The sequence below is a fragment of the Patiriisocius hiemis genome, assembly GCF_031846325.1.
GTDB classification, from domain to species: domain Bacteria; phylum Bacteroidota; class Bacteroidia; order Flavobacteriales; family Flavobacteriaceae; genus Patiriisocius_A; species Patiriisocius_A hiemis.
This window is the reverse complement of record NZ_JAVRHZ010000008.1, coordinates 151,290-172,564: the sequence shown is the minus strand read 5'-3', so window position 1 is coordinate 172,564 and position 21,275 is coordinate 151,290. Positions and strand designations below refer to the sequence as shown.

The 21,275-nt window shown below is 33.1% G+C and carries 21 protein-coding genes; 13 read left to right on the top strand and 8 right to left on the bottom strand.

Translation table 11 applies throughout. From position 1 onward, the window contains the following. Positions 1-115 precede the first annotated feature (115 nt). Positions 116-742 (top strand): PAQR family membrane homeostasis protein TrhA, encoded by a 627-nt coding sequence (trhA, locus tag RM538_RS12475; RefSeq protein ID WP_311333775.1) that lies wholly within the window; start codon positions 116-118, stop codon positions 740-742. Here trhA and RM538_RS12470 read toward each other — a convergent pair. After that, positions 739-1,407, bottom strand: coding sequence for a ZIP family metal transporter (locus RM538_RS12470; RefSeq protein ID WP_311333774.1), 669 nt, complete (start codon positions 1,405-1,407; stop codon positions 739-741). The two genes, trhA and RM538_RS12470, sit on opposite strands and share 4 nt — an antisense overlap. After that, complete coding sequence (locus RM538_RS12465) at positions 1,407-2,138, bottom strand: class I SAM-dependent methyltransferase (protein WP_311333773.1); 732 nt, start codon at positions 2,136-2,138, stop codon at positions 1,407-1,409. The genes RM538_RS12470 and RM538_RS12465 overlap by 1 nt, the downstream gene beginning before the upstream one ends. Positions 2,139-2,229: 91 nt before the next feature. Between RM538_RS12465 and RM538_RS12460 the strand changes: the two genes are divergently transcribed. Further along, on the top strand, positions 2,230-3,387 hold the full coding sequence (locus RM538_RS12460) for a THUMP domain-containing class I SAM-dependent RNA methyltransferase (protein ID WP_311333772.1): 1,158 nt from the start codon (positions 2,230-2,232) through the stop codon (positions 3,385-3,387). 11 nt (positions 3,388-3,398) lie between these two features. Here the strand turns inward: RM538_RS12460 and RM538_RS12455 are convergent, their stop codons facing one another. Genes RM538_RS12455 through rlmD form a run of 3 tightly spaced genes read right to left on the bottom strand, consistent with a single transcriptional unit; the run spans position 3,399 to position 6,014 of the window. After that, positions 3,399-4,037: a DUF6048 family protein gene (locus tag RM538_RS12455; protein WP_311333771.1), complete on the bottom strand. Its 639-nt coding sequence runs from the start codon at positions 4,035-4,037 to the stop codon at positions 3,399-3,401. Positions 4,038-4,062: 25 nt separating this feature from the next. Beyond that, positions 4,063-4,554 (bottom strand): DUF6452 family protein, encoded by a 492-nt coding sequence (locus RM538_RS12450; RefSeq protein WP_311333770.1) that lies wholly within the window; start codon positions 4,552-4,554, stop codon positions 4,063-4,065. A gap of 8 nt (positions 4,555-4,562) precedes the next feature. Next, a complete protein-coding gene (rlmD, locus tag RM538_RS12445; protein WP_311333769.1) occupies positions 4,563-6,014 on the bottom strand; it encodes a 23S rRNA (uracil(1939)-C(5))-methyltransferase RlmD in 1,452 nt (483 codons plus the stop codon). 200 nt (positions 6,015-6,214) lie between these two features. Here rlmD and rocD point away from each other — a divergent pair, with 200 nt between their 5' ends. After that, the gene (gene rocD / locus RM538_RS12440; protein ID WP_311333768.1) at positions 6,215-7,495 is read left to right on the top strand and encodes an ornithine--oxo-acid transaminase; all 1,281 of its coding nucleotides are present in this window, start codon (positions 6,215-6,217) and stop codon (positions 7,493-7,495) included. 157 nt (positions 7,496-7,652) lie between these two features. Continuing rightward, positions 7,653-8,627 carry a S1 family peptidase gene (locus RM538_RS12435; RefSeq protein WP_311333767.1) on the top strand — a complete coding sequence of 325 codons (975 nt, stop codon included), beginning with the start codon at positions 7,653-7,655 and terminating at the stop codon, positions 8,625-8,627. Between the two features lie 74 nt (positions 8,628-8,701). Here RM538_RS12435 and fumC read toward each other — a convergent pair whose 3' ends face one another. Next, positions 8,702-10,087 (bottom strand): class II fumarate hydratase, encoded by a 1,386-nt coding sequence (gene fumC, locus RM538_RS12430; RefSeq protein WP_311333766.1) that lies wholly within the window; start codon positions 10,085-10,087, stop codon positions 8,702-8,704. A gap of 214 nt (positions 10,088-10,301) precedes the next feature. Here fumC and RM538_RS12425 point away from each other — a divergent pair, with 214 nt between their 5' ends. Beyond that, entirely contained in the window at positions 10,302-10,475 is a 174-nt protein-coding gene (locus RM538_RS12425) for a hypothetical protein (protein WP_311333765.1), read from the top strand. A gap of 38 nt (positions 10,476-10,513) precedes the next feature. Here RM538_RS12425 and RM538_RS12420 read toward each other — a convergent pair whose 3' ends face one another. Beyond that, positions 10,514-11,734: an LETM1-related biofilm-associated protein gene (locus RM538_RS12420; RefSeq protein ID WP_311333764.1), complete on the bottom strand. Its 1,221-nt coding sequence runs from the start codon at positions 11,732-11,734 to the stop codon at positions 10,514-10,516. Positions 11,735-11,884: 150 nt separating this feature from the next. On the opposite strand from RM538_RS12420, the gene RM538_RS12415 reads away from it, so the two are divergent. The 4 genes from RM538_RS12415 (at position 11,885) to RM538_RS12400 (ending at position 15,368) form a co-directional block, all read left to right on the top strand. After that, positions 11,885-12,595: a DUF4331 family protein gene (locus RM538_RS12415; RefSeq protein ID WP_311333763.1), complete on the top strand. Its 711-nt coding sequence runs from the start codon at positions 11,885-11,887 to the stop codon at positions 12,593-12,595. 28 nt (positions 12,596-12,623) lie between these two features. Next, positions 12,624-13,229 (top strand): DUF4331 family protein, encoded by a 606-nt coding sequence (locus RM538_RS12410; protein ID WP_311333762.1) that lies wholly within the window; start codon positions 12,624-12,626, stop codon positions 13,227-13,229. Positions 13,230-13,293: 64 nt separating this feature from the next. Next, positions 13,294-14,580 carry a tetratricopeptide repeat protein gene (locus RM538_RS12405; protein WP_311333761.1) on the top strand — a complete coding sequence of 429 codons (1,287 nt, stop codon included), beginning with the start codon at positions 13,294-13,296 and terminating at the stop codon, positions 14,578-14,580. A 101-nt stretch (positions 14,581-14,681) separates the two neighbouring features. Next, positions 14,682-15,368, top strand: coding sequence for a DUF4331 family protein (locus tag RM538_RS12400; protein WP_311333760.1), 687 nt, complete (start codon positions 14,682-14,684; stop codon positions 15,366-15,368). An 87-nt stretch (positions 15,369-15,455) separates the two neighbouring features. On the opposite strand, the gene RM538_RS12395 is transcribed toward RM538_RS12400, so the two are convergent. Further along, positions 15,456-15,731 (bottom strand): type B 50S ribosomal protein L31, encoded by a 276-nt coding sequence (locus RM538_RS12395; RefSeq protein WP_311333759.1) that lies wholly within the window; start codon positions 15,729-15,731, stop codon positions 15,456-15,458. A gap of 227 nt (positions 15,732-15,958) precedes the next feature. On the opposite strand from RM538_RS12395, the gene RM538_RS12390 reads away from it, so the two are divergent. Genes RM538_RS12390 through RM538_RS12375 form a run of 4 tightly spaced genes read left to right on the top strand, consistent with a single transcriptional unit; the run spans position 15,959 to position 21,035 of the window. Next, positions 15,959-16,489 (top strand): DUF4199 domain-containing protein, encoded by a 531-nt coding sequence (locus RM538_RS12390; RefSeq protein ID WP_311333758.1) that lies wholly within the window; start codon positions 15,959-15,961, stop codon positions 16,487-16,489. Positions 16,490-16,501: 12 nt separating this feature from the next. Further along, complete coding sequence (locus RM538_RS12385; protein ID WP_311333757.1) at positions 16,502-17,455, top strand: glycosyltransferase family 2 protein; 954 nt, start codon at positions 16,502-16,504, stop codon at positions 17,453-17,455. Between the two features lie 40 nt (positions 17,456-17,495). Then, entirely contained in the window at positions 17,496-19,208 is a 1,713-nt protein-coding gene (locus RM538_RS12380) for a phospho-sugar mutase (protein ID WP_311333756.1), read from the top strand. Then, positions 19,209-21,035, top strand: a complete 1,827-nt coding sequence (locus RM538_RS12375) for an ABC transporter ATP-binding protein (RefSeq protein WP_311333755.1) — start codon at positions 19,209-19,211, stop codon at positions 21,033-21,035. Positions 21,036-21,275: the final 240 nt, after the last annotated feature.

Here is a 21,275-nt window from a genome sequence, read left to right as displayed (position 1 = left end):
GCAATAAATGCAATAACGATGGTAACGATATCCTTTTTATACAATAGCTTTGTATAAAAAGATACAAGTGTACAGCGTGACTTTTTTGTAGAACAAAAAAGATTGCCCAAATGGTATGAGTGAACAAACAGAAAGAGAAGAAAAATTAAATGTAGTTACACATTCTATTGGTTTTGTGTTATCTGTTATTGGTTTTGTATTATTATTTGTCTACATGAAGCTGAATACTTTTGAAAGTATTCTTGCCATTGTATTATATGGTAGTTCATTAACAACCTTGTACTTATCTTCTTCTTTATATCATTATCAAAAAGATCCTATAAAGAAATTACTGTTTAGAAAGTTAGACCATATTAGTATTTATCTTTTAATAGCGGGCACTTATTCTCCAGTTTTGTTGTTAGCGTTGCAAGATTCTTTAGGCTGGACTCTATTTTATGTAGTGTGGGGTATTGCCATAGTTGGCAGTATTTTAAAAATATTTTTTACTGGGAGGTTTGAAATACTATCCCTTCTGTTTTACCTTGTTATGGGATGGTTAATTGTATTTGACTTTTCAGCGTTAAAGGCTACTGTTCCCATTGAAGCAATCTATCTTTTAATTGCTGGGGGATTGGCTTATACTGTAGGAATTGTATTTTATGCTATTGAAAAAATTCCTTTTAATCATGTGATTTGGCATCTCTTTGTATTAGCGGGAAGTATATTTCACTACTTATTTATACTACTTTATATTATCTAAATAAAGTATGCAATAACAGCGGCTATTATAACAGCTGTCATTTTTGAAAAATTAAAGCTATGATTTTTTGAACTTTCAAATAGAATTGTGGTGGATACATGTAAAAAGATCCCTATCACAATAGCATTAATTTCTTGTTGATATCTTGAAAGTGATGATGTTTCTGAAGTAATCCAACTCCCAAGGGGTGTCATTAAAGCAAAAAGAAATAAAAATAATATTGTAGTTGTACTACTAAAAGCAGCTCTTTTAAAAAATAATGAGAGAATAATAGCAATTGGGATTTTATGAACTATTACCCCCCAAAGCATTGCGTCATGACCCGTTATAGGGTGTCCCTCTAGAAGCGCGTGAATAGAAAGACTAATAAAAAGTAACCATGGAAATGCTTTTTTTTCTGAATGAATATGAACATGCCCATGTTCTGCTCCTTTTGAAAAGAAATCTAAGATAATTTGTAATAGAATTCCTCCCATAATAAACAAGCCAATCTTTTTCGATGGAGTTGTAAATACCTCAGGAAGTAATTCGAACAAAGTGGTAGAAAGTAAAAATGAACCACTAAATGCTAAGAGTATAGGTAAAAAAGCCGGTTCTTTTGTTTTTATAGATACGGCTATTATATACCCTATTAAAACGCTTGCTATTAATAATATATAAACCATTACTTAAAAATAAGGATTAATCTTTGAGAAGTATCTTCGTTATAATTTGACAAATCATAACTACCCAAAATATATTTTAAATCTATTGAAGCCTTTTTAAAATACTCTTTAAAATCACTTAAAGTAAGTGCTTTTACTTTTTCTTGAAAAGTATAGTGCTTTCCATGATCTTCAAACTGTATAGTTTTAACTATGTAGCCATTTTGTAATTTTTTTGTGATATTAAATGTAATTCCCTCTACTACTTTTTTTTCTTCAGGAATTAATGTCTTCTTTACATACTCAGTATTTAAAAAATCAATAACTCCATAACCATGCGGCTTTAATTGTTGTTTAATTGCTTTTATAGTTCTGTAGTTGTCTTCTTCACTTTCAAAATAACCAAAACTAGTAAACAAGTTAAATACAGCATCAAAAGTTTTGTTCATGGGAATACACATATCGTGTACTTTAAAATGAAGTGTTTTATTTTCAAATTGTTTTGCAAATAAAATGTTAGAAGGTGATAAATCTGCACCTAAAACATTGTAGCCTATTTCATTAAGGTACTTTGAGTGCCTTCCTCGACCGCAAGCAAGGTCTAAAATTTCTGCATTGGGCTCAAGTTTAAGAAAAGCCGTCAATTTTTTCATAAAAGTAGCGGCTTCATTATAGTCCCTATCCTTATAAAGGATGTGATAATACGGAGTGTCAAACCAAGAAGTAAACCAATGTTGGTTATCTTTTTGCATAGAGGTTCTTTTAAGGTGCTAAAATACTTTATTTTTGTTCCATCTAAAGAAAGATACCTTTAAAAAAACCTTCATATTTACAGAGATTCTAATGGGAAAAAACTTTAAAATGCTTGCTAAAACCCTTTATGGGCTTGAAGAACTCTTAGCACAAGAACTTAGACAATTAGGAGCTTCTAATATTGAAATAGGAACAAGAAATGTTTCTTTTGAAGGGGATACTGGGTTTATGTATAAGGTAAACCTGTGTAGCAGGACAGCTATTAAAGTTTTAAAACCAATTACCGGTTTTAATATTTTTACTGAAGAAGATTTATATAAAAAAATATATCAAATTCCGTGGGAGGAGTATATGGATGCTAACGGATCTCTTGCTGTAGATGCAACTGTATATTCTAAATACTTTACCCATTCTCAATACATTGCTTTAAAGACTAAGGATGCTATTGTCGACCGATTTAGAGATAAAGAGGGAGAGCGCCCTAATGTAGATTTAGACCATCCTACCCTTCGAATTAATATTCATATTGACAGAAATATTTGCACAGTTTCTCTAGATAGTTCTGGGCAATCTTTACATAAGCGTGGATATAAAATAGAAAATACAATTGCTCCCATTAATGAAGTCTTAGCAGCTGGAATTATTATGCTTTCTGGATGGTCTGGACAATGCGACTTTATGGATCCTATGTGTGGAGGAGGAACAATATTAACTGAAGCTGCTATGATAGCCTGTAATATCCCGCCTAATTTAAACAGAGATGAGTTTGGTTTTGAAACTTGGCCAGATTTTGATGTTGATTTATATGAGGTTATTGAGGATGCAGCCTTAAAAAAGGTTAAAGATTTTCATTTTAAAATCTACGGAAGTGATACAGATGGGTTTGCGGTTAGAAAAGCAAAGGAAAATATTAAAAATGCTAACCTTTCTGAATTCATAGAAATTAAGGAACAAGACTTCTTCTCTTCTGAAAAAGAAACGGGGCGTCAATTGCATATGGTGTTTAACCCACCGTACGATGAACGAATTTCAGTTGAAGATATTGAAGCTTTTTACAGTAATATAGGAAACACTTTAAAAAGAGGTTATGCTGGAACAAATGCTTGGATGATTACCAGTAATATGGAAGCGCTAAAACATGTTGGACTAAGGCCCTCAAGAAAAATTAAACTCTACAATGGTAAGCTTGAAAGTAAGCTAGTACGCTATGAAATGTATGAAGGAAGTAGAAAGTTTAGTAAACAATAAATAGATTAGCGTTACTTTTTAAAAATAGGTATTAAATACGAAATTGTATATCCGTATCCAGCGCCAAACTCAGAGAAGTCATTAGTACTGTTAAATCCTGGAATAAAAAGGTTACCAAAATTATTAGGCACATCTTCACTAATTTTTCGTTTTAACTGCAAATTGATGGATAGGTATAAATTATTTAATACTTCGGTTTTAATACCTACTTGGAGCTCAGCCCAACTACCAGTTAAGCCGCTAAATTCTTGATTAATTTCTCTTTCGGTAGGAAAGAAAACTTGATTGTTAGTGTAAACCGTGTACGATTCTAATTCTTGCGTGAATGTTGAAAATCCATAACGGAGTCCAATAAAAATGGCGTTGTTTAATCCAAACCAGTTATTGTAAGCATTATAGTCAGCTCCTAATTTTATATAACTTCCAGTAGTATTAGCTTTGAGATTTTCTTCATCAAAGTCTTTATCTTCAGTACCTATTTCCCCAGCGATATAAAAGGCATCACTAATCCTAAAATCACCTAGAATTTCGAAACCAGTATATCCTTCTTCAGCAAAGGTTCTAACAGGTTTTGCTAGGTCAACCCCAAGCCTTAATCCATACTTTGTTTTTTGGTCAATAGTATCGGTTGCTTGTTCTTGTTGTGCCATTGTTGAAATTGACACACCAATTATACTAATGAAAAATAGTAAAATGTGCTTCAATTTCATTTTCAACAGTTGTTTTTTCTTCATTAAAATCTATAATCCAATCATCGGTATCTTCATCACTTCTAGTTGCTTCTAGATTGCTGTAAATGCTTTTAAAAGCACAGGCTCTGTTTACGTAAATATCTTCGGTATTATATGTAAAGGTAAGTGCATCAATAATTTCTTCGGTCTCACTTCCTGTGTTAATAGTAAAGAGGTAGCGAGTGTTTACATTCCCAGCACGTAACGGAATTGCAATTGAATCTGTACTTACCGAATTAATAACAAGAGTCTCATCGTCGTCTGAAGTTTGAACAGTAAGATTAGGCACCTGTTTTGCAAGGGTAGGGCTAGCAAAGTCTTTAAAAACAATAATCAAGAGCGGTGTAGTAGCAGTATTTGGGTCACAAATATCATCTCTGGTACAACCATTAAGGACTATAAGAAGACTAGCTAATAAAAGAAATTTTCTGGTCATGAACCCTGTTATTTTTCTAGTAATACTACGGTTTCTATGTGAGCCGTATGTGGAAATTGATCTACTAAACTAAACTTTTTAATCTTATATCCAGCAAGGTATAATTGCTCTACATCTCTGGCTTGTGTCGCTGGATTGCAAGATACATAAACTAAACGTTCTGCTTCTAGGCTTATTATTTTTTTTAGTGTTTTTGGTGCTATTCCAGCACGTGCAGGATCTAGGATAATGGTTTTAATATTGTTTTGATATTGTGGATAATCTGATAAAAATTTACCTACATCTGCTGCATAAAATTCAAGCCCTTCAATAGTATTTAGTGAAGCATTCTTTTTTGCATCTTCTATAGCCGAAGCTACAATATCAACCCCAATAATTTTTACATTTTCAGCTTTACTAGCTACAATTTGACCTATAGTTCCTGTGCCACAAAATAAATCTAATACTACAGAATTATCTATAGTTTCTTTTTTCTCTAAGGCATAGTCTGCAACTTTTGAGTAGAGCTTTTCTGCACATTTAGGATTTGTTTGAAAAAAGCTCTTCATGCTTATTTCAAACTGTAGTCCTAAAAGGTGTTCTACAATTTTGTCTTCTCCATAAACCAAATTAATACTTCCAGAGGTTGCAATAGTTCTATCACCTATTTCATCATTAATAGTATGCAGTAACCCTGCTACTCGTTCTCCAAAAAGTTGTACTAGATATTGAGCAAATTTATTTAAATCGAATTCTGGTAAGTCATACGATGTAGTTACTAGGTTGAACAATAACTTGTTAGAGTGATATGACTTCCTAACTACTAAGTACCTAAAAAAACCTTCTTTTTTGGGTGCATGCCAAGGAGCTAATCCGGTTTCTTCGCAATATTTTCGGATATTTTTTAAGTTGTTTTCAACTTCGGCATCAAATAGACCAGAGTCTTTTTCTAAGTTATCTCCCATCCACCAAGTACCTCTTCTTTTAAAACCTAGGGTAAACTCATCTACATCGGTTTTTTGCTTTCTGTCATATCCAATAGCGGAGAAACCATATTCCATTTTATTTCGGTAATAGAATGTATTGGGAGATTTTACAAAAGCATCAAATTTTGAAGCAATATCTTCCACTTTCCCTATCCTTTTAAAAAGCTCTAAGGTGCTCTCTTTTTTGTAGTGGTGTTGTTTTTCAATAGGTAATGCAATATAAGGGGCACCAGGAATATCTTGATAATCGACAGCGATTTCATCTTCAGAAGGCTGTAAGACATCAATAAGTTTGCATTCGGCATATTTTTTACTCGACTTTTTTACTTGCGCTTTTACCAATTGACCGGGTAGCGTATTAGGAACAAAAATGACAAACTCGCCTTCTTCATTTCTAATACGACCTATGCCTTTTCCTCCATAAGCATAATCTTCAATTAAGATTTCTATAATTTGACCTCGTTTTACAAAACGATTGCGTTCTCTTCTAGGCATAAAAATTTTTAAGATGTAAAGATACTTTGCTTATAAACAATTGCCAAGATTTTTGTAATTTGCAGACTTCTAGGGATGATTTCTCTCCCACGCTGCTTTTTCAGGGCTTCACCATAACTTCAAAATGGGTACGCAGAGTCTAAGAAAAAATAAAGGTAATGAAGGAATGGACATTTTATTCACATTAAAATTATTTTAAAATGGCTGTTTTAGACCAATTAACTTCGCAACAAGCGATAGATTTAGAAAACAAGTATGGTGCACATAATTACCATCCACTACCTGTAGTATTAAGTAGGGGAGAAGGTGTGCATGTTTGGGATGTAGAAGGAAAACAATATTACGATTTCCTCTCTGCATATTCTGCAGTAAATCAAGGACATTGTCATCCTAAAATTGTTAATGCGATGACCAAGCAAGCACAAACCTTATCTCTTACCTCAAGAGCGTTTTATAACGATATGCTTGGTAAGTATGAGAAGTATGCAAGTGAGTATTTTAATTTTGATAAGCTGCTGCCTATGAATACAGGTGCCGAAGCTGTTGAAACGGCACTTAAAATTTGTAGAAGATGGGCGTATGAGGAAAAAGGAATAGAAGAAAATGACGCACAAATTATTGTTTGTGAAAATAACTTTCATGGAAGAACAACTACCATTATTTCTTTCTCAAATGATGCTGTTGCTAGAAAGAATTTTGGTCCTTACACACAAGGTTTTATTAAAATTGAGTACGACAATCTTGCTGCGTTGCAAAACACTCTAGAAAAGAACGATAATATAGCTGGGTTTTTAGTAGAACCTATACAAGGGGAGGCTGGGGTTTATGTTCCTTCTGAAGGATATTTAAAAGCTGCAAAAGCCTTATGTGAAAAACATAATGTGCTTTTTATTGCAGACGAAGTACAAACTGGAATTGCTAGAACTGGACGTTTATTGGCTACCTGCGGAAACTGTAGCTGTGCTGATAAAAGTTGTAGCGGAACACCAGATGTAAAACCAGATATTTTAATTTTAGGAAAAGCGATGAGCGGTGGTGCTTATCCTGTAAGTGCTGTATTGGCAAACGACCCGATTATGAATGTTATCACACCAGGTTCACATGGTTCTACCTTTGGCGGTAACCCTATTGCAGCAGCCGTTGCAATGGCAGCGTTAGATGTGGTAAAAGAAGAAGAGTTAGCAGAAAATGCATACCAACTTGGAGAGTTGTTTAGAGAAGAGATGAATAAATACATAGAAAACTCTAATATAGTAAATCTTGTACGTGGTAAAGGGTTGCTTAATGCCATTGTGATAAATGATGATGAAGAAAGTGAAACGGCTTGGAACATTTGTATGCGATTACGTGATAATGGTCTATTGGCAAAACCAACGCATGGAAACATTATCCGTTTTGCACCACCTTTGGTTATGACTAAAGAGCAATTACTAGACTGTGTGTCTATTATTATAAAGACATTGCAGGAGTTTGAGAATTAACTGTCATTACGAGGAGTTTACGACGAAGTAATCTCTCTAAGATACTAAGAACAAAAAAGCGACCCATGGGTCGCTTTTTTAGATTTATGATTAAATTAATTACTTTTATTAAGACTACTTTTTGTGCTAAAATATTTTAATGAACAGAATATAAGAAATGATATTTGACATTTTAAAGCTTAAGTTTAAAGATTATCCTTTTTTTGCTGAGTTGGCTTTGAATTTTTTCACCTGCTTACCTCCTGACGAAAAAATTTATCTTGATATTGAAGAAGTTCTAAGGGGTAGGAAAGATAGATACTCTGCAATTTACTCCTTAAACGATTTTATGTATTACTGTTTTGAGAAAAACTATTGCAAAGGTGGGTTTCCAGGCGGTGTTGCAGATAAGATTGTTAATAGACTTGTTGAAGTTTCTGTCTTAACAAAATATAACGATTTAATTAAAGAAAATAGAGAAGAAAAATACATTGCAACTAATTATGAATACCTTCAATTTTTAAAACAAAATAAACTTTTAAAAAATTTATTTTTTGGATTTAACTATATAATAGATGAATATAAATATGCAGTTCCTATAATTGAGATTAAGTTGCCAGATAAATCAATTTCTTCTGGAACTGGATTTATTATTTCTTACAATAATGATTTTTTTGTTATTACTAATCGACACGTTGTAAGTAGTGCAATAGAGATTAAAGTATTAATTGAAGATGTTGAAATTAATTTTGACACTTTTATTTTAAGTGATGACGCTGATATTGCTATCTCTAAGATTAAAAATTATTCAGGAATATCTTTTTATTTAAATACGAATATCCAAATTTTGGATAGTATAATTACAATAGGATACCCTTCAATACCAATGACAAAATCTGCTTATCAAGTATTTCATCGAGGGGAAATAAACTCATTTGTTGATGACTATTTTGGAAATAATTTGTTTTTATTTTCTGCAAAAACATCTTCTGGAAATAGTGGAAGCCCTGTAATAGATAAGCATGGGTCTGTAATTGGGATTGTTTGTCAAGAGTTATTTGAGAAAGATCAATTAGTTGAAAGAGGTATATTGCCTTACTATGCTGCAATACCAAGTTCAATTATTATGTCTGAGCTTATGAAGCTAAAATAATATCCCCTAAATATGGTTCAGAACTATATTTTTTATAATAAACTTTAATAGTATTTCATATTAAAAAGCCAATGTTAAACCATATCTTCTGGTTTTACCCAAGCATCAAATTCTTCAGCAGTAAGGTAGCCTAAATTAACAGCTTCTTCTTTTAAGGTTGTTCCATTTTTATGTGCCGTATTAGCAATCTCTGCTGCTTTGTAATACCCTATTTTAGTATTTAGTGCCGTAACTAACATTAAGGAGTTATTAAGTTGTTTCTCTATCACTTCTTTATTAGGCTTAATACCTTTAGCACAATGTTCATCAAAAGAAACACAAGCATCTCCTAACAATTGCGCCGATTCTAAAAAGTTAGCTGCCATCACAGGTTTAAATACGTTTAACTCATAATGTCCTTGCATACCACCCACAGCGATTGCCATATCGTTTCCAATAACTTGTGCGCACACCATTGTTAAGGCCTCACATTGTGTTGGGTTAACTTTTCCAGGCATAATAGAAGAGCCAGGCTCGTTTGCAGGGATGGTTATTTCACCAATTCCACTACGTGGACCACTTGCTAATAAACGTATATCGTTTGCGATTTTATTTAAAGAAACAGCCAATTGTTTTAATGCGCCATGCGATTCTACTATGGCATCATGTGCTGCAAGTGCTTCAAACTTATTGTGGGCTGTTATAAATGGTAGCTCTGTAAATTGAGCAATATATTTTGCTACAGTTGAAGCATAGCCTTTTGGAGTGTTAATCCCTGTACCTACAGCAGTACCTCCAAGTGCAAGTTCAGATAAATGTGCTAGCGTATTTTTTAATGCAATAAGTCCATGCTCTAACTGCGATGCATAGCCACTAAACTCTTGCCCCAAGGTTAAAGGTGTTGCATCCATAAGATGGGTTCTTCCTATTTTAACACAGGTGCTAAACTCTTTAGATTTTTTTTCTAAAGTAGCATGAAGTTGCTCAACTCCAGGAATGGTAACTTCTAGCAATTTTTTATATGCCGCAATGTGCATACCAGTAGGAAAAGTGTCATTAGACGATTGCGATTTGTTTACATCGTCATTAGGTTGTAGGGTTTTTTCTCCTTCGCCAATCGTTTTACCTGCCAATTGGTGTGCTCTATTGGCAATTACTTCGTTTACATTCATGTTACTTTGTGTACCACTTCCCGTTTGCCATATTACCAATGGAAATTGGTCATCATGTTTACCATCTAAGATTTCGTCACAAACTGCAGCTATAAGGTCTCTTTTTTCTTCAGTAAGTATTCCAGCATCACAATTGGTATAGGCAGCAGCTTTTTTTAAATAAGCAAAACCATACACAATTTCTAGCGGCATAGATGCAGGGCGGCCTATTTTAAAGTTATTTCTAGAGCGTTCTGTCTGTGCACCCCAAAGTTTGTCTTGAGGTACTTTAACCTCACCCATTGTGTCTTTTTCTATTCGGTATTGCATGATTATGTTTTGTTTGTGGCAAAGGTACAAAATGGTAGTTGGGTGTTCAAAGTAGTACGCTTTATTTATTTAAATACTTTTTTGGTAAGTGTTTAAATAAGAGTTTTTATGAACTATATAAAACGTGGATAAACTGTAAATAATTTAAAACTAATCTTTGTTTTTTCTTAAAAAAACCTTTTATCTTTGTAGCAAGTTTATTAAACAAAGTATCATGTTTGAATTTGACCAGTATTTAGGATTTTTAGCGTTCTTAACCATCTTAACCATAGGTTTTTGGTTAATGATTTTTTTAATATCTTTTATTCCTTACTGGATAGGAGGAGCATTAATTGAAAACATGAAATTAAAAAGAGAAGCAAAGAAAAAAGAAAAAGAAGGTAAATAACTTCATTTTTATAAATAAATAATTTTAAGAGAGGAGCTTTATGGTTTCTCTCTTTTTTTTGGATCTAATCGGTTTTCATTAAACGATGAAGGTAATAATTGAGGGATTAATTTTACAAGTAAAGGTAATAATACAGCCCCTCCAGGTAACAGGAAGATAGTAAGAGACGGTACAGATTTGCAGATGTCTAATAACTGTTCTTTAACCTTATTTTTTTCTTCAGTATTTAGTTCTCTTATCGTAGACTGTGTTAATAAAACTAAGAGCTCGCCACTTTCTTCAATTTCTTTGATAAGTCTTTTTTGGTTTCGTAAAATAAGTAGCTTAACGGTTGCTGTAGAATGTTTGTAAAATTGTTTTACAGGATTGGAGTATTCAAATAACTTTAACCCTTCTGAATAGTTATCTGAAAACTGTGCTAAGGACTGAAGACTTTTTCCTAATTCGTCATTAGTAAAGCCTAATTTTTCGGTTAATTGATGTAAAAATGTAAATTCGCTTTCGTCCATTTTATAATCATCCCATACAGCAATAGAGCAAATGTCTAGAATGTATTTCTTTTCAGAATAATGATGTTCTTTTATAGAATCTATAACATCGAGCGATACTATTTTGGCATTTTTGGAAGCGCTAAGTAAATATTCCGAAGACCCTTCAAACAACTCAATTAATAAGGTATCATATTTGCTTTTTTTCTTTTTAGACTTTAAAGCTAAAAAACAACATGTGATAACAACACTCTCTAATGCTTCTAGGTAGTTTTTGGTATTAGTGGGTTTACTAATCCACATTCGGTAAGCTAATACGTCTATATAAAGTAAAGCGTATGTTAATACAGAGGTAGTATTCTTTTTTAAAACAGTATTTGTTTCTTGTAAACGTGCCGAAAGTATGTCTTCAAGATTATTAACATCAGAATTAACAAGAGAAAGCTTTTTTATAAAACTCTTTTTGCCTTTTTCAATATGAGTATAAAATGCAATACAATCTTGTATTATTTTTTCAAAAGAATGATTTGGAAATATTGAAAGATGTGTCCTTACTAATGCATGAAATAAATTAATTTTAGTAATCTCATCTTTTGTAAGCTGTAATGTACTAATGGGTTCTCTTATTATAGGTGTGACTGAAACCCCATATATAAAACCAACGTCAAGTAATCTAGTGTAAAACACCTCTTCACTAACAGTCTTTTCGGCTATTAAAGGGCCGAAACGGTTCAGGTATTTTGGGATCCAATCTGACGCAGAGGGATTCATAGGCACATTTATAACAAATTTCAAAGCTAAGAAATAACTAAATAGTAGCGCCTTTTTTTTCGTTAACAAAATATTAACGCAACTCTTAAAACCATACAGTACCTTTGAACGTATCTATTGTGTAAATAATAATCGAAAAAAAATCTAATTATGAAAAAAACAAAAATTTTTGCAGCTATTGGTGGTATTGCAGTTGCAGTACTAGCAGTATTTTTAGTGTCTGCAGACCACATTGACGCTCCGGCAGTTGCAGGAACCAGCTCTGATATAGCTGACCTTTACGCATTTGAGGGAGACAATCCTAACAACACAGTATTTGTAGCAACGTTACAAGGGCCATTAACGCCTGGTACAGCTACCAATAATGCAACTTTTGACGAAGACGTTGTAATTGAGTTTAATATTGATAACACAGGTGATTTTGTAGAGGATTTAGTAATCCAAGCAATCCCAAGAGGTGACCAGATGTTCTTTTTTGGACCAAATGAGCCAACTCAAACAGGTTTAAACTCTCAAATTAACACAACAGGTTTATCTAATAGTGTTTTAATTTCTACTTCTACAGATGTACAAACATCTAATGGAGATGGAATGACATTTTTTGCAGGACCAAGAAGAGACGCTTTTTTCTTCGACTTTAATAGATTTAATGAAGTAGTAAGCGGAAATGCAGCTCCAGAAGGATTTTTACCTCCAGGACAAGCATCAGACTTATTTGCAAACTTAAATGTATTAGCTGTAGTAGTAGAAGTACCTAACTCTTTACTAGGAACAGCACCGCCACACGTAGCTGGCGCTGTTGGAATTAATGGTCTACCAGATGCATATAATGTTTGGGTTACTACAAAAAGAAAACAATAATTAGATATAAACTATAAAAACTTACACAATGATTACACATAGATTAAAAATAGCTTTTATTGCAGTTTGTACTACCTTATTGTTCGTACAATGTAGCAATGACGATGATACAATTGATGATGGACCTCAGATAGATTTCTCCGGTACTTTTACACAAGAAGACCATATGGGACGTCCTGGAGTTAATACCGTATTTAGTGGTATGGATGATGTTAAAAACAACTTTAATACTACTATAACTAGTGATAGAGCGGCTTTTCAGCCAACTTTTGAGGGTACCTTAGAAGCATATCATGATGTTTATGGTGCAGCTCTAGGAGTAGATTTAGATTACGAAACAAATATTCTAGGTCTTGATGCTCCAACTTTTACAACAGTTTTAGCACAATTTGATGCCTTACAAGTAGCGCCTAATGCAGATGCTACAACGTATTTTGATGGGGTTAATGCTTTAACTGGAAGAAACCTTGGAGATGACGTGATTGACATTTCACTTACACTTATGTTTGGTGGAATGAGCGGAACTCGTTTTGATGGTAACAATGGGACACCACAGCTTACAAGTGATGGTGTAGATGCAGGTGATAGAGATTTCACACTTGGATTCCCTTACCTAGAGAACCCAAATCAATAATTTAAAATTAACTTTTATAGAAAAGAGCAATTTATTGCTCTTTTCTTGTTTATATACACGAATTATGAAGAAGATACTTTTACTACTAATAACTATAGCATTCTTTAGTTGTAAAAATGAAGAAGCTAAGAAGGTAGAGATTACTTCAGTTACAGATTATAATGAGTATTTAAGTGCTCCATTGGCTTCATTAAAAGAAGCAGAACAGACTAAAGATTTTTGGTCAAAACGACTCAATAATGATACTACTGGAGTTGGTGATATAGGGCCACTTGCAGGAGTATATGGTGTTCTATTTTCAGAGTCTGGTAATGTAGAAAACTTAAAACATGCCGAGACTTTATATAAAAAGGGAATGCAATATTCTGCAAACAATAAAGATGCATTTGCGAGAGGCTTAGCACGTAATTATATTTCACAGCACAAATTCAAAGAAGCAAAAACAGTACTTGAAGAAAGTTACGCAGGTGTTTCAAAAAAACATGAAACAGAGTTAATGCTTTTTGACGTGTATATGGAACTAGGAGAATATGAAAAAGCAAATAAGTTTCTTGAAAAAGTAAAAAACCCTAGTGATTATAATTATTTGATAAGACTTTCTAAGTGGAGTGATTATCGAGGTGATTTAGACGCTGCAATAAAATATATGGAGCAAGCAAAGAGCATAGCCGAATCTAGAAATAGTAAAGAATTAAAAATTTGGACTTATAGCAACCTTGGTGATTATTATGGACATGCCGGTAGAATTAAAGATGCTTATCAACACTACCTAATGACATTAAAATTACAACCAGATAATGCCTATGTTAAAAAGGGAATCGCTTGGATTACTTATGCTGCTGAAAAGAACACAAAGGAAGCTAACAGAATTCTTGACACTCTTGCAAAAAAACATCCAGTACCAGACTACTACCTTTTTAAAGCTGAGTTAGCTGAATATGATGGAGATGCTTCAAAAAGCAATGCATTAACTGAAGCATTTTTAAATGCTGTTTCTTCAAACAAAACATACGGTGATATGTACAATGCGTACTTAATTGAGATTTACGCAGACTCAGATCCAGAAAAAGCATTAGCACTAGCAAATAAAGAAGTTACTAATCGAGCTACCCCAGAAACGTATCACTTACTAGCATTAGCACAATTATCTAACGGAGATAAACAAAATGCTTTAGAGACTATTGAAAAATATGTTGAAGGAAAAACATATGAACCTATGGCTCAGTACCATAGCGCCTTAGTTTATAAAGCAAATGGATTAGACGATAAAGTAAAACCAATTAAAGACGAACTACTTGACGCTTCATTTGAGCTAGGGCCAGTACTTATGAAAGATATAGAAAAGCTCTAATTTTAATAAAAATTTAAGATATATCCCCAAAAAATGAACTGTAAAAATTAGGCAACGCTAGTTTTTCAGTTTATTTTTGTTTATTACAGAAAATAAAATTTATGACAACTACAAAATTTTCAATAATAGCTTTTGCTTTTTCAATGGCATTGCTGTTTGTACAATGTGATGATGATGAAAATGGAAATGTAATTGTACAAGAAACATGTGATGATGGAATTCAAAATGGAGAAGAAGAGGGTATAGATTGTGGAGGACCCGCCTGCGAACCTTGTACAATGATGTTAGACTTCTCAGGAACATATGTACAAGAAGATCATATGGGCCGTCCAGGAATAAATACTGTGTTTAGTGGTAGTGACCCAGTAAAAAATGATTTCAATATTTCTTTAACCTCAGATAGAGCAGCTTTTCAGCCTACCTTTGAGGCTACATTAGAAGCCTATCATGACGTTTATGGTGATGCGTTAGGAGTAGATTTGGACTATGAAACAAACATTCTTGGTTTAGATGCGCCTACATTCACAACAGTTTTGGCACAATTTGATGCACTACAAGTTGCTCCAGATGGGACAACTACCTATTTTGATGGAACTAGTGCGTTAACGGGTAGAAGACTTAGTGACGATGTTATTGATATATCTCTTACACTTATGTTTGGGGGTATGAGTGGTACTCGTTTTGACGGTAACAATGGAACGCCACAGTTAACTAGTGATGGAGTAGACGCTGGAGACAGAGACTTCAGCTTAGGGTTTCCTTATCTAGAAGCTCCTAATCAAGAATAAAGTTCTTAAAAAATAAACATAAAAAAATCCAGTAGTTTTTAACTACTGGATTTTTTTATGTTATAAATCAGTCTAGGACTGGGTGATTTATTTTTCTTCTTCTTTCTTAGTTTCCTTGCTAAACTTCTTATACTTATTTTTAAACTTGTCAATACGTCCTGCTGTATCAATAAGTTTAGACTTACCAGTATAGAAAGGGTGTGAAGTTCTAGAGATTTCCATTTTAACTACAGGATACTCTACTCCATCTACTTCAATAGTTTCTTTTGAATGTGCAGTTGACTTAGTAATAAAAACATCGTCATTAGACATGTCTTTAAATGCTACTAGTCTATAATTCTCTGGGTGAATTCCTTTTTTCATCTTCTTGTAATTTTAAAACACATTACTACCTGCTAGAAATGCGAGTGCAAATTTAGAAATAAATTCTAAATCCACAATGCTATTTTTCAAATTATTTATTTAAAAAATTGTTTAATTTTCATATAAATAGTGAACTAAAAAAAATGCTTTGTATATTTACTTTAACAAAGTTGTAACATTTTAATTCTTGTTGTAACTAATACACCGAACCAAAAAAACAAAACAAAATGGAAACTCAAAAAGCTTCAGTAAAAAAAGTAGCATTAAGTTATGGTCTATATTTAGCATTAGGTACAATAGCGGTATCTGTTATAGTATATGCTATGGGAATGACCTATGAACAGCCTTGGTGGCAAAGCGTTTTAAATTTCGCTATTATGTTAGCCTGTATTGTATATGGACTTAAGGCATTTAAAAAGGACAATGAGGGATACTTGTCTTTAGGTGAATCTCTAAAGACCGGATTAGCAATTTCTCTAATTGCTGGACTAATAGGCTCTTTATTTACATTGCTATTTATTACTGTTATAGAACCAGACTTTACTGCAAATATGCTTGATGCAACTGCAGATAAGATAATAGAACAAAACCCTAACATGACAGAGGAACAATTAGATATGGCACTTGGTATGAGTGAGACATTTATGAGTCCTGGAATTATGTTTGCTATGGGACTTATCGTTTCCTTATTTTTTGGATTTATTATCTCTCTTATAACAGGATTAATAATGAAAAACCCAAGACCAGAACATATTTAGTATTTTTGCTATATGCAACTATCTATTGTTATTCCACTTCTTAACGAAGAAGAATCTTTACAAGAATTATATCATTGGATTGCAACTGTTATGCAATCCAATGATTTTTTATATGAAATCCTCTTTATAGACGATGGTAGTACCGATAATTCGTGGAAAATTATTGAGCAACTATCTCAAAAACACCACGAGGTAAAGGGAATTCGATTTTTAAAAAACTTCGGAAAATCTCAGGCACTACATGCTGGTTTTGCAATTGCAAAAGGAGATGTGGTGATTACTATGGATGCAGATTTGCAAGATAATCCTGAAGAAATACCAGAGCTTTATAAAATGATTATACAAGATGAGTATGATTTAATTTCTGGCTGGAAAAAGAAACGCTACGATCCAGTTCTCGGTAAAAACTTACCTTCTAAGTTATTTAACTTTGCAGCTAGAAAAACTTCTGGAGTAAAGCTACACGATTTTAATTGTGGACTTAAGGCCTACAAAAATGAAGTAATTAAAAATATTGAAGTAACTGGAGAGATGCATCGTTATATTCCTGTGTTAGCAAAAAATGCAGGTTATGATAAAATTTCAGAAAAAATAGTACAACATCAAGCGCGCAAATATGGTACAACCAAGTTTGGTATGGAACGCTTTATACGAGGGTTTCTAGATTTAATAACCATATCTTTTTTATCTCGATTTGGAAAAAGACCTATGCACCTTTTTGGGGCTTGGGGAGCCTTTGTTTTGTTAGTTGGTTTTTGTTTTGCTATTTACTTGGGAATTGATAAGCTATTTATAAATCCAACAGGAAGGTTAATAACAGATAGGCCTCAATTTTTTATTGCACTAACGGCTATGATTTTAGGGACACAGTTATTTTTGGCTGGTTTTTTAGGTGAATTATTGCTTAAAACCAAAAAGAACTCTAAGAACTATACTATTAAAGAAGTCCTAAACTTAGAAGCGTAACGGACAAACTTTCACTATTTTTGCATCATAATTACAGACTATGATTTATGTAGACCCTGCTATCTTAGAGCGTGTTAACAAGTGGTTGACGCCTTTTTTTGATTCTGAAACCCAGCACACAATTAAAGAGATGATTGCTCATGACCCAGAAGGTCTGGAGGATAGTTTTTATAAAAACCTTGCCTTTGGTACTGGTGGTATGCGTGGTGTGATGGGGGTTGGAGATAACCGCATAAATAAGTATACCCTTGGCAAAAACACCCAAGGACTTTCTAATTATCTCAAGAAACAATTTGCAAACCAAGAAATTAAAGTTGCCATTGCATACGATTGTAGGCATAACAGTAAAAGCCTTGCTAGAGTGGTTGCAAATGTGTTTTCGGCTAATGGGATTAAGGTATATTTATTTAGTGATCTTCGTCCAACTCCAGAACTTTCGTTTGCAGTAAAACATCTTAATTGCCAATGCGGAATTGTACTAACTGCTTCGCATAACCCACCAGAGTATAATGGCTATAAAGTATATTGGGAAGATGGTGGTCAATTAGTGCCCCCTCAAGATGGAGAAATAATTTCTGAAATTAATGGGCTTGAATATACAGATGTAAATTTTGAAGAAAATTCAGATTTAATAGAATATATAGATGAAGAGGTTGATACTGCTTTTGCTGAAGCTTCTCTTAAAAATGGTAGTTTTAATACCTCTCAAAAAGCAAAAGATAATCTCAAAATAGTATTTACTTCATTGCATGGTACTTCTATTACTATGATACCAAGAGTGCTTGAGGATGCTGGGTATAAAAATGTAACAGTCGTAAATGCACAGGCAACTCCAGATGGTGATTTTCCTACGGTTGTTTCTCCTAACCCAGAAGAACCTGAAGCTCTAGAAATGGCTCTAGAAATTGCAAAAAACCAAGATGCAGATATAGTAATTGGTACCGATCCTGATTGTGATCGACTTGGGATTGCTGTTAAGAATAACGAGGGCAATCTTGAAATTTTGAATGGTAATCAAGCCATGATAATAAAAACACATTTTTTGCTTGAACAACATAAAAAACAAGGAAGTCTAACAAATACAGATTTTATAGCTACAACAATTGTGTCTACACCTATGATGCAACAAATTGCTAGTGATTATAATATTGACTGTAAAATTGGACTTACAGGCTTTAAGTGGATAGCTAAAATGGTAAAAGACAACCCAAGCCAATATTTTGTAGGTGGAGGTGAAGAAAGTTTTGGTTTTATGGTTGGTGATTTTGTACGAGATAAAGATGCTGTTACTGCCACTTTATTAGCATGCGAAATTGCTGCACAAAAAAAAGAAATTGGTTCAAGTGTATATCAATACCTTTATGAGTTGTATGATAAGTATGGCTACTATCAAGAAAAGTTAGTATCACTAGTAAAAAAAGGGAAAAAAGGGGCCGAAGAAATTTCAAAAATTATGAAAAAAATGCGTGAAGCGCCATTTTTTGAAATTGCTGGAAGTAAAGTAACCATTATAGAAGATTACTTAAATGGCACTTCGTTACATACAGAAACTAAAGAAGTATCTTCATTAGATATTCCACGATCAAATGTGCTTATTTATTACACAGAAGATGGAAGTAAAATAGCAGCACGACCTAGTGGAACTGAGCCAAAAATTAAGTTTTATTTAAGTGTTTGTGCAAGCAACCCAACTCAAAAAAAACATCTTGAAAGTAGAATACAAGAAATACTTTCTCATTTAAACATTTCGTAATTGAATTATTTTAAAAAAATTATTAGATACGCATTGCCTTATAAAGGGTATGGTATCGCAAATATAATATCTAATATTTTTTACGCACTCTTTGGTAGTTTGGCATTTGTGTCCCTAATACCTATGCTTAAAGTACTTTTTGATGATAAAAAAGAAGTTACAGCGGCTCCAGAATATACAGGGATTATTGAGCTTGGTGATTATCTTGAGGGGCAACTTAATTACTTTATTAATGAAAAAATAGCAAGGGATGGTGAAATGGATACCTTGATGTTTATGATTATTTTGGTGATAAGTACTTTTTTGCTCAAAAATTTATTTGGGTACCTAGCGATGTATTTTATTACCTTTTTACGTAATGGAGTTTTAAAAGATCTTAGAAACGATTTGTATAAAAAAACAGTAGCACTTCCAGTTTCTTTTTATTCTGAGAAGCGAAAAGGTGATACAATTTCTAGGATTACAAGTGACGTTTTAGAGATTCAACATTCCTTTTTGTCTATTTTAGAATTGATAGTAAGAGAACCTTTAATGATACTTTTTACTATTATTTTCATGCTAACTATAAGTGCGAAGCTTACTTTGTTTGTTTTTATTTTTATTCCTGTTTCTGGATTTATTATTTCAAGGATTGGAAAAAACCTTAAAAAGAAGTCGGATAGAGTACAGAGAGAGCAAGGGTATTTTTTGTCAATTTTAGAAGAAACACTAGGTGGATTAAAAATTATTAAGGGGTTTAATGCTGAAACTATTTTCAATACTAAGTTTAAAAACTCTACTTCACGATTTTATAAATTTTCAAATAGTTTATTAAATAGGCAAAACTTGGCATCCCCAACAAGTGAGTTTTTAGGAATTGTAGTCATAGCTATTTTACTTTGGTTTGGAGGTAGAATGGTTCTTGTAGAAGGCACATTAGAACCTGCTGCATTTATAGCGTATATGGGATTGGCATATAATATTTTAACACCAGCTAAAGCAATAAGTAAAGCTAGTTATGCTGTAAAAAAAGGTAATGCAGCAGCAGCTAGAGTGCTGGAAATTTTAGAAACTAAATCTACCATTGTTGACAGTCCAGATGCAATCTCAAAATCAGATTTTAATGATGAGCTATCCATAAACAACATAAACTTTAAATACGAAGACGAATGGGTCTTACAGGATTTTTCTTTAAAAGTTCCTAAAGGCCATACCGTTGCACTAGTAGGTCAAAGCGGTAGTGGGAAAAGTACCATTGCAAATCTTATTACTCGTTTTTATGATGTTAATAAAGGAGACATTAGTATAGACGGGAATAATATTAAAGATATCACACAACATTCATTACGTGGGTTATTAGGATTGGTAACACAAGACTCCATTCTTTTTAATGATACTGTAGCTGGTAATTTAAAAGTTGCAAACGAAAACGCTACAGAAGAAGAGATTATTGAAGCCCTTAAAATTGCAAACGCTTGGGAGTTTGTTTCTCAACTTCCAGAGGGTATCAACACTAATGTAGGTGATAGTGGTAATAAATTAAGTGGAGGACAAAAACAACGCTTAAGTATTGCTAGGGCAGTTTTAAAAAACCCTCCTATCATGATTTTAGATGAGGCTACCTCAGCATTAGATACAGAAAGTGAGCGTTTAGTACAAGAAGCATTAGAAAATATGATGAAGAATAGGACTTCCGTTGTAATTGCACATAGGCTTTCTACCATACAAAATGCCAATACTATTGTAGTATTATCTAAAGGTAAGATTGTTGAACAAGGAAAGCACCAAGAACTACTTGATAAAAAAGGGGTATATCATAGCCTTGTAGAAATGCAATCACTTAGTTAATGAACTCCTGCGAAGTCATGTCTGCTGCTAAATTAATTTCTACGAACCTTACGTAGATATAAAATATGCTTACAAAGTAACTTCAAATAAAACTGCCTTGAACAATCCATGCCAAGGTACGTTATTTAAATTTTAGTATAAAAAAAGAGCGATTTGGGGCTTCGCTCTTTAACTTTTCATCGTAAGAATTGGGGCTCTTAATGATGTTTAATACATAAGTATATATCAAAGATACATTAT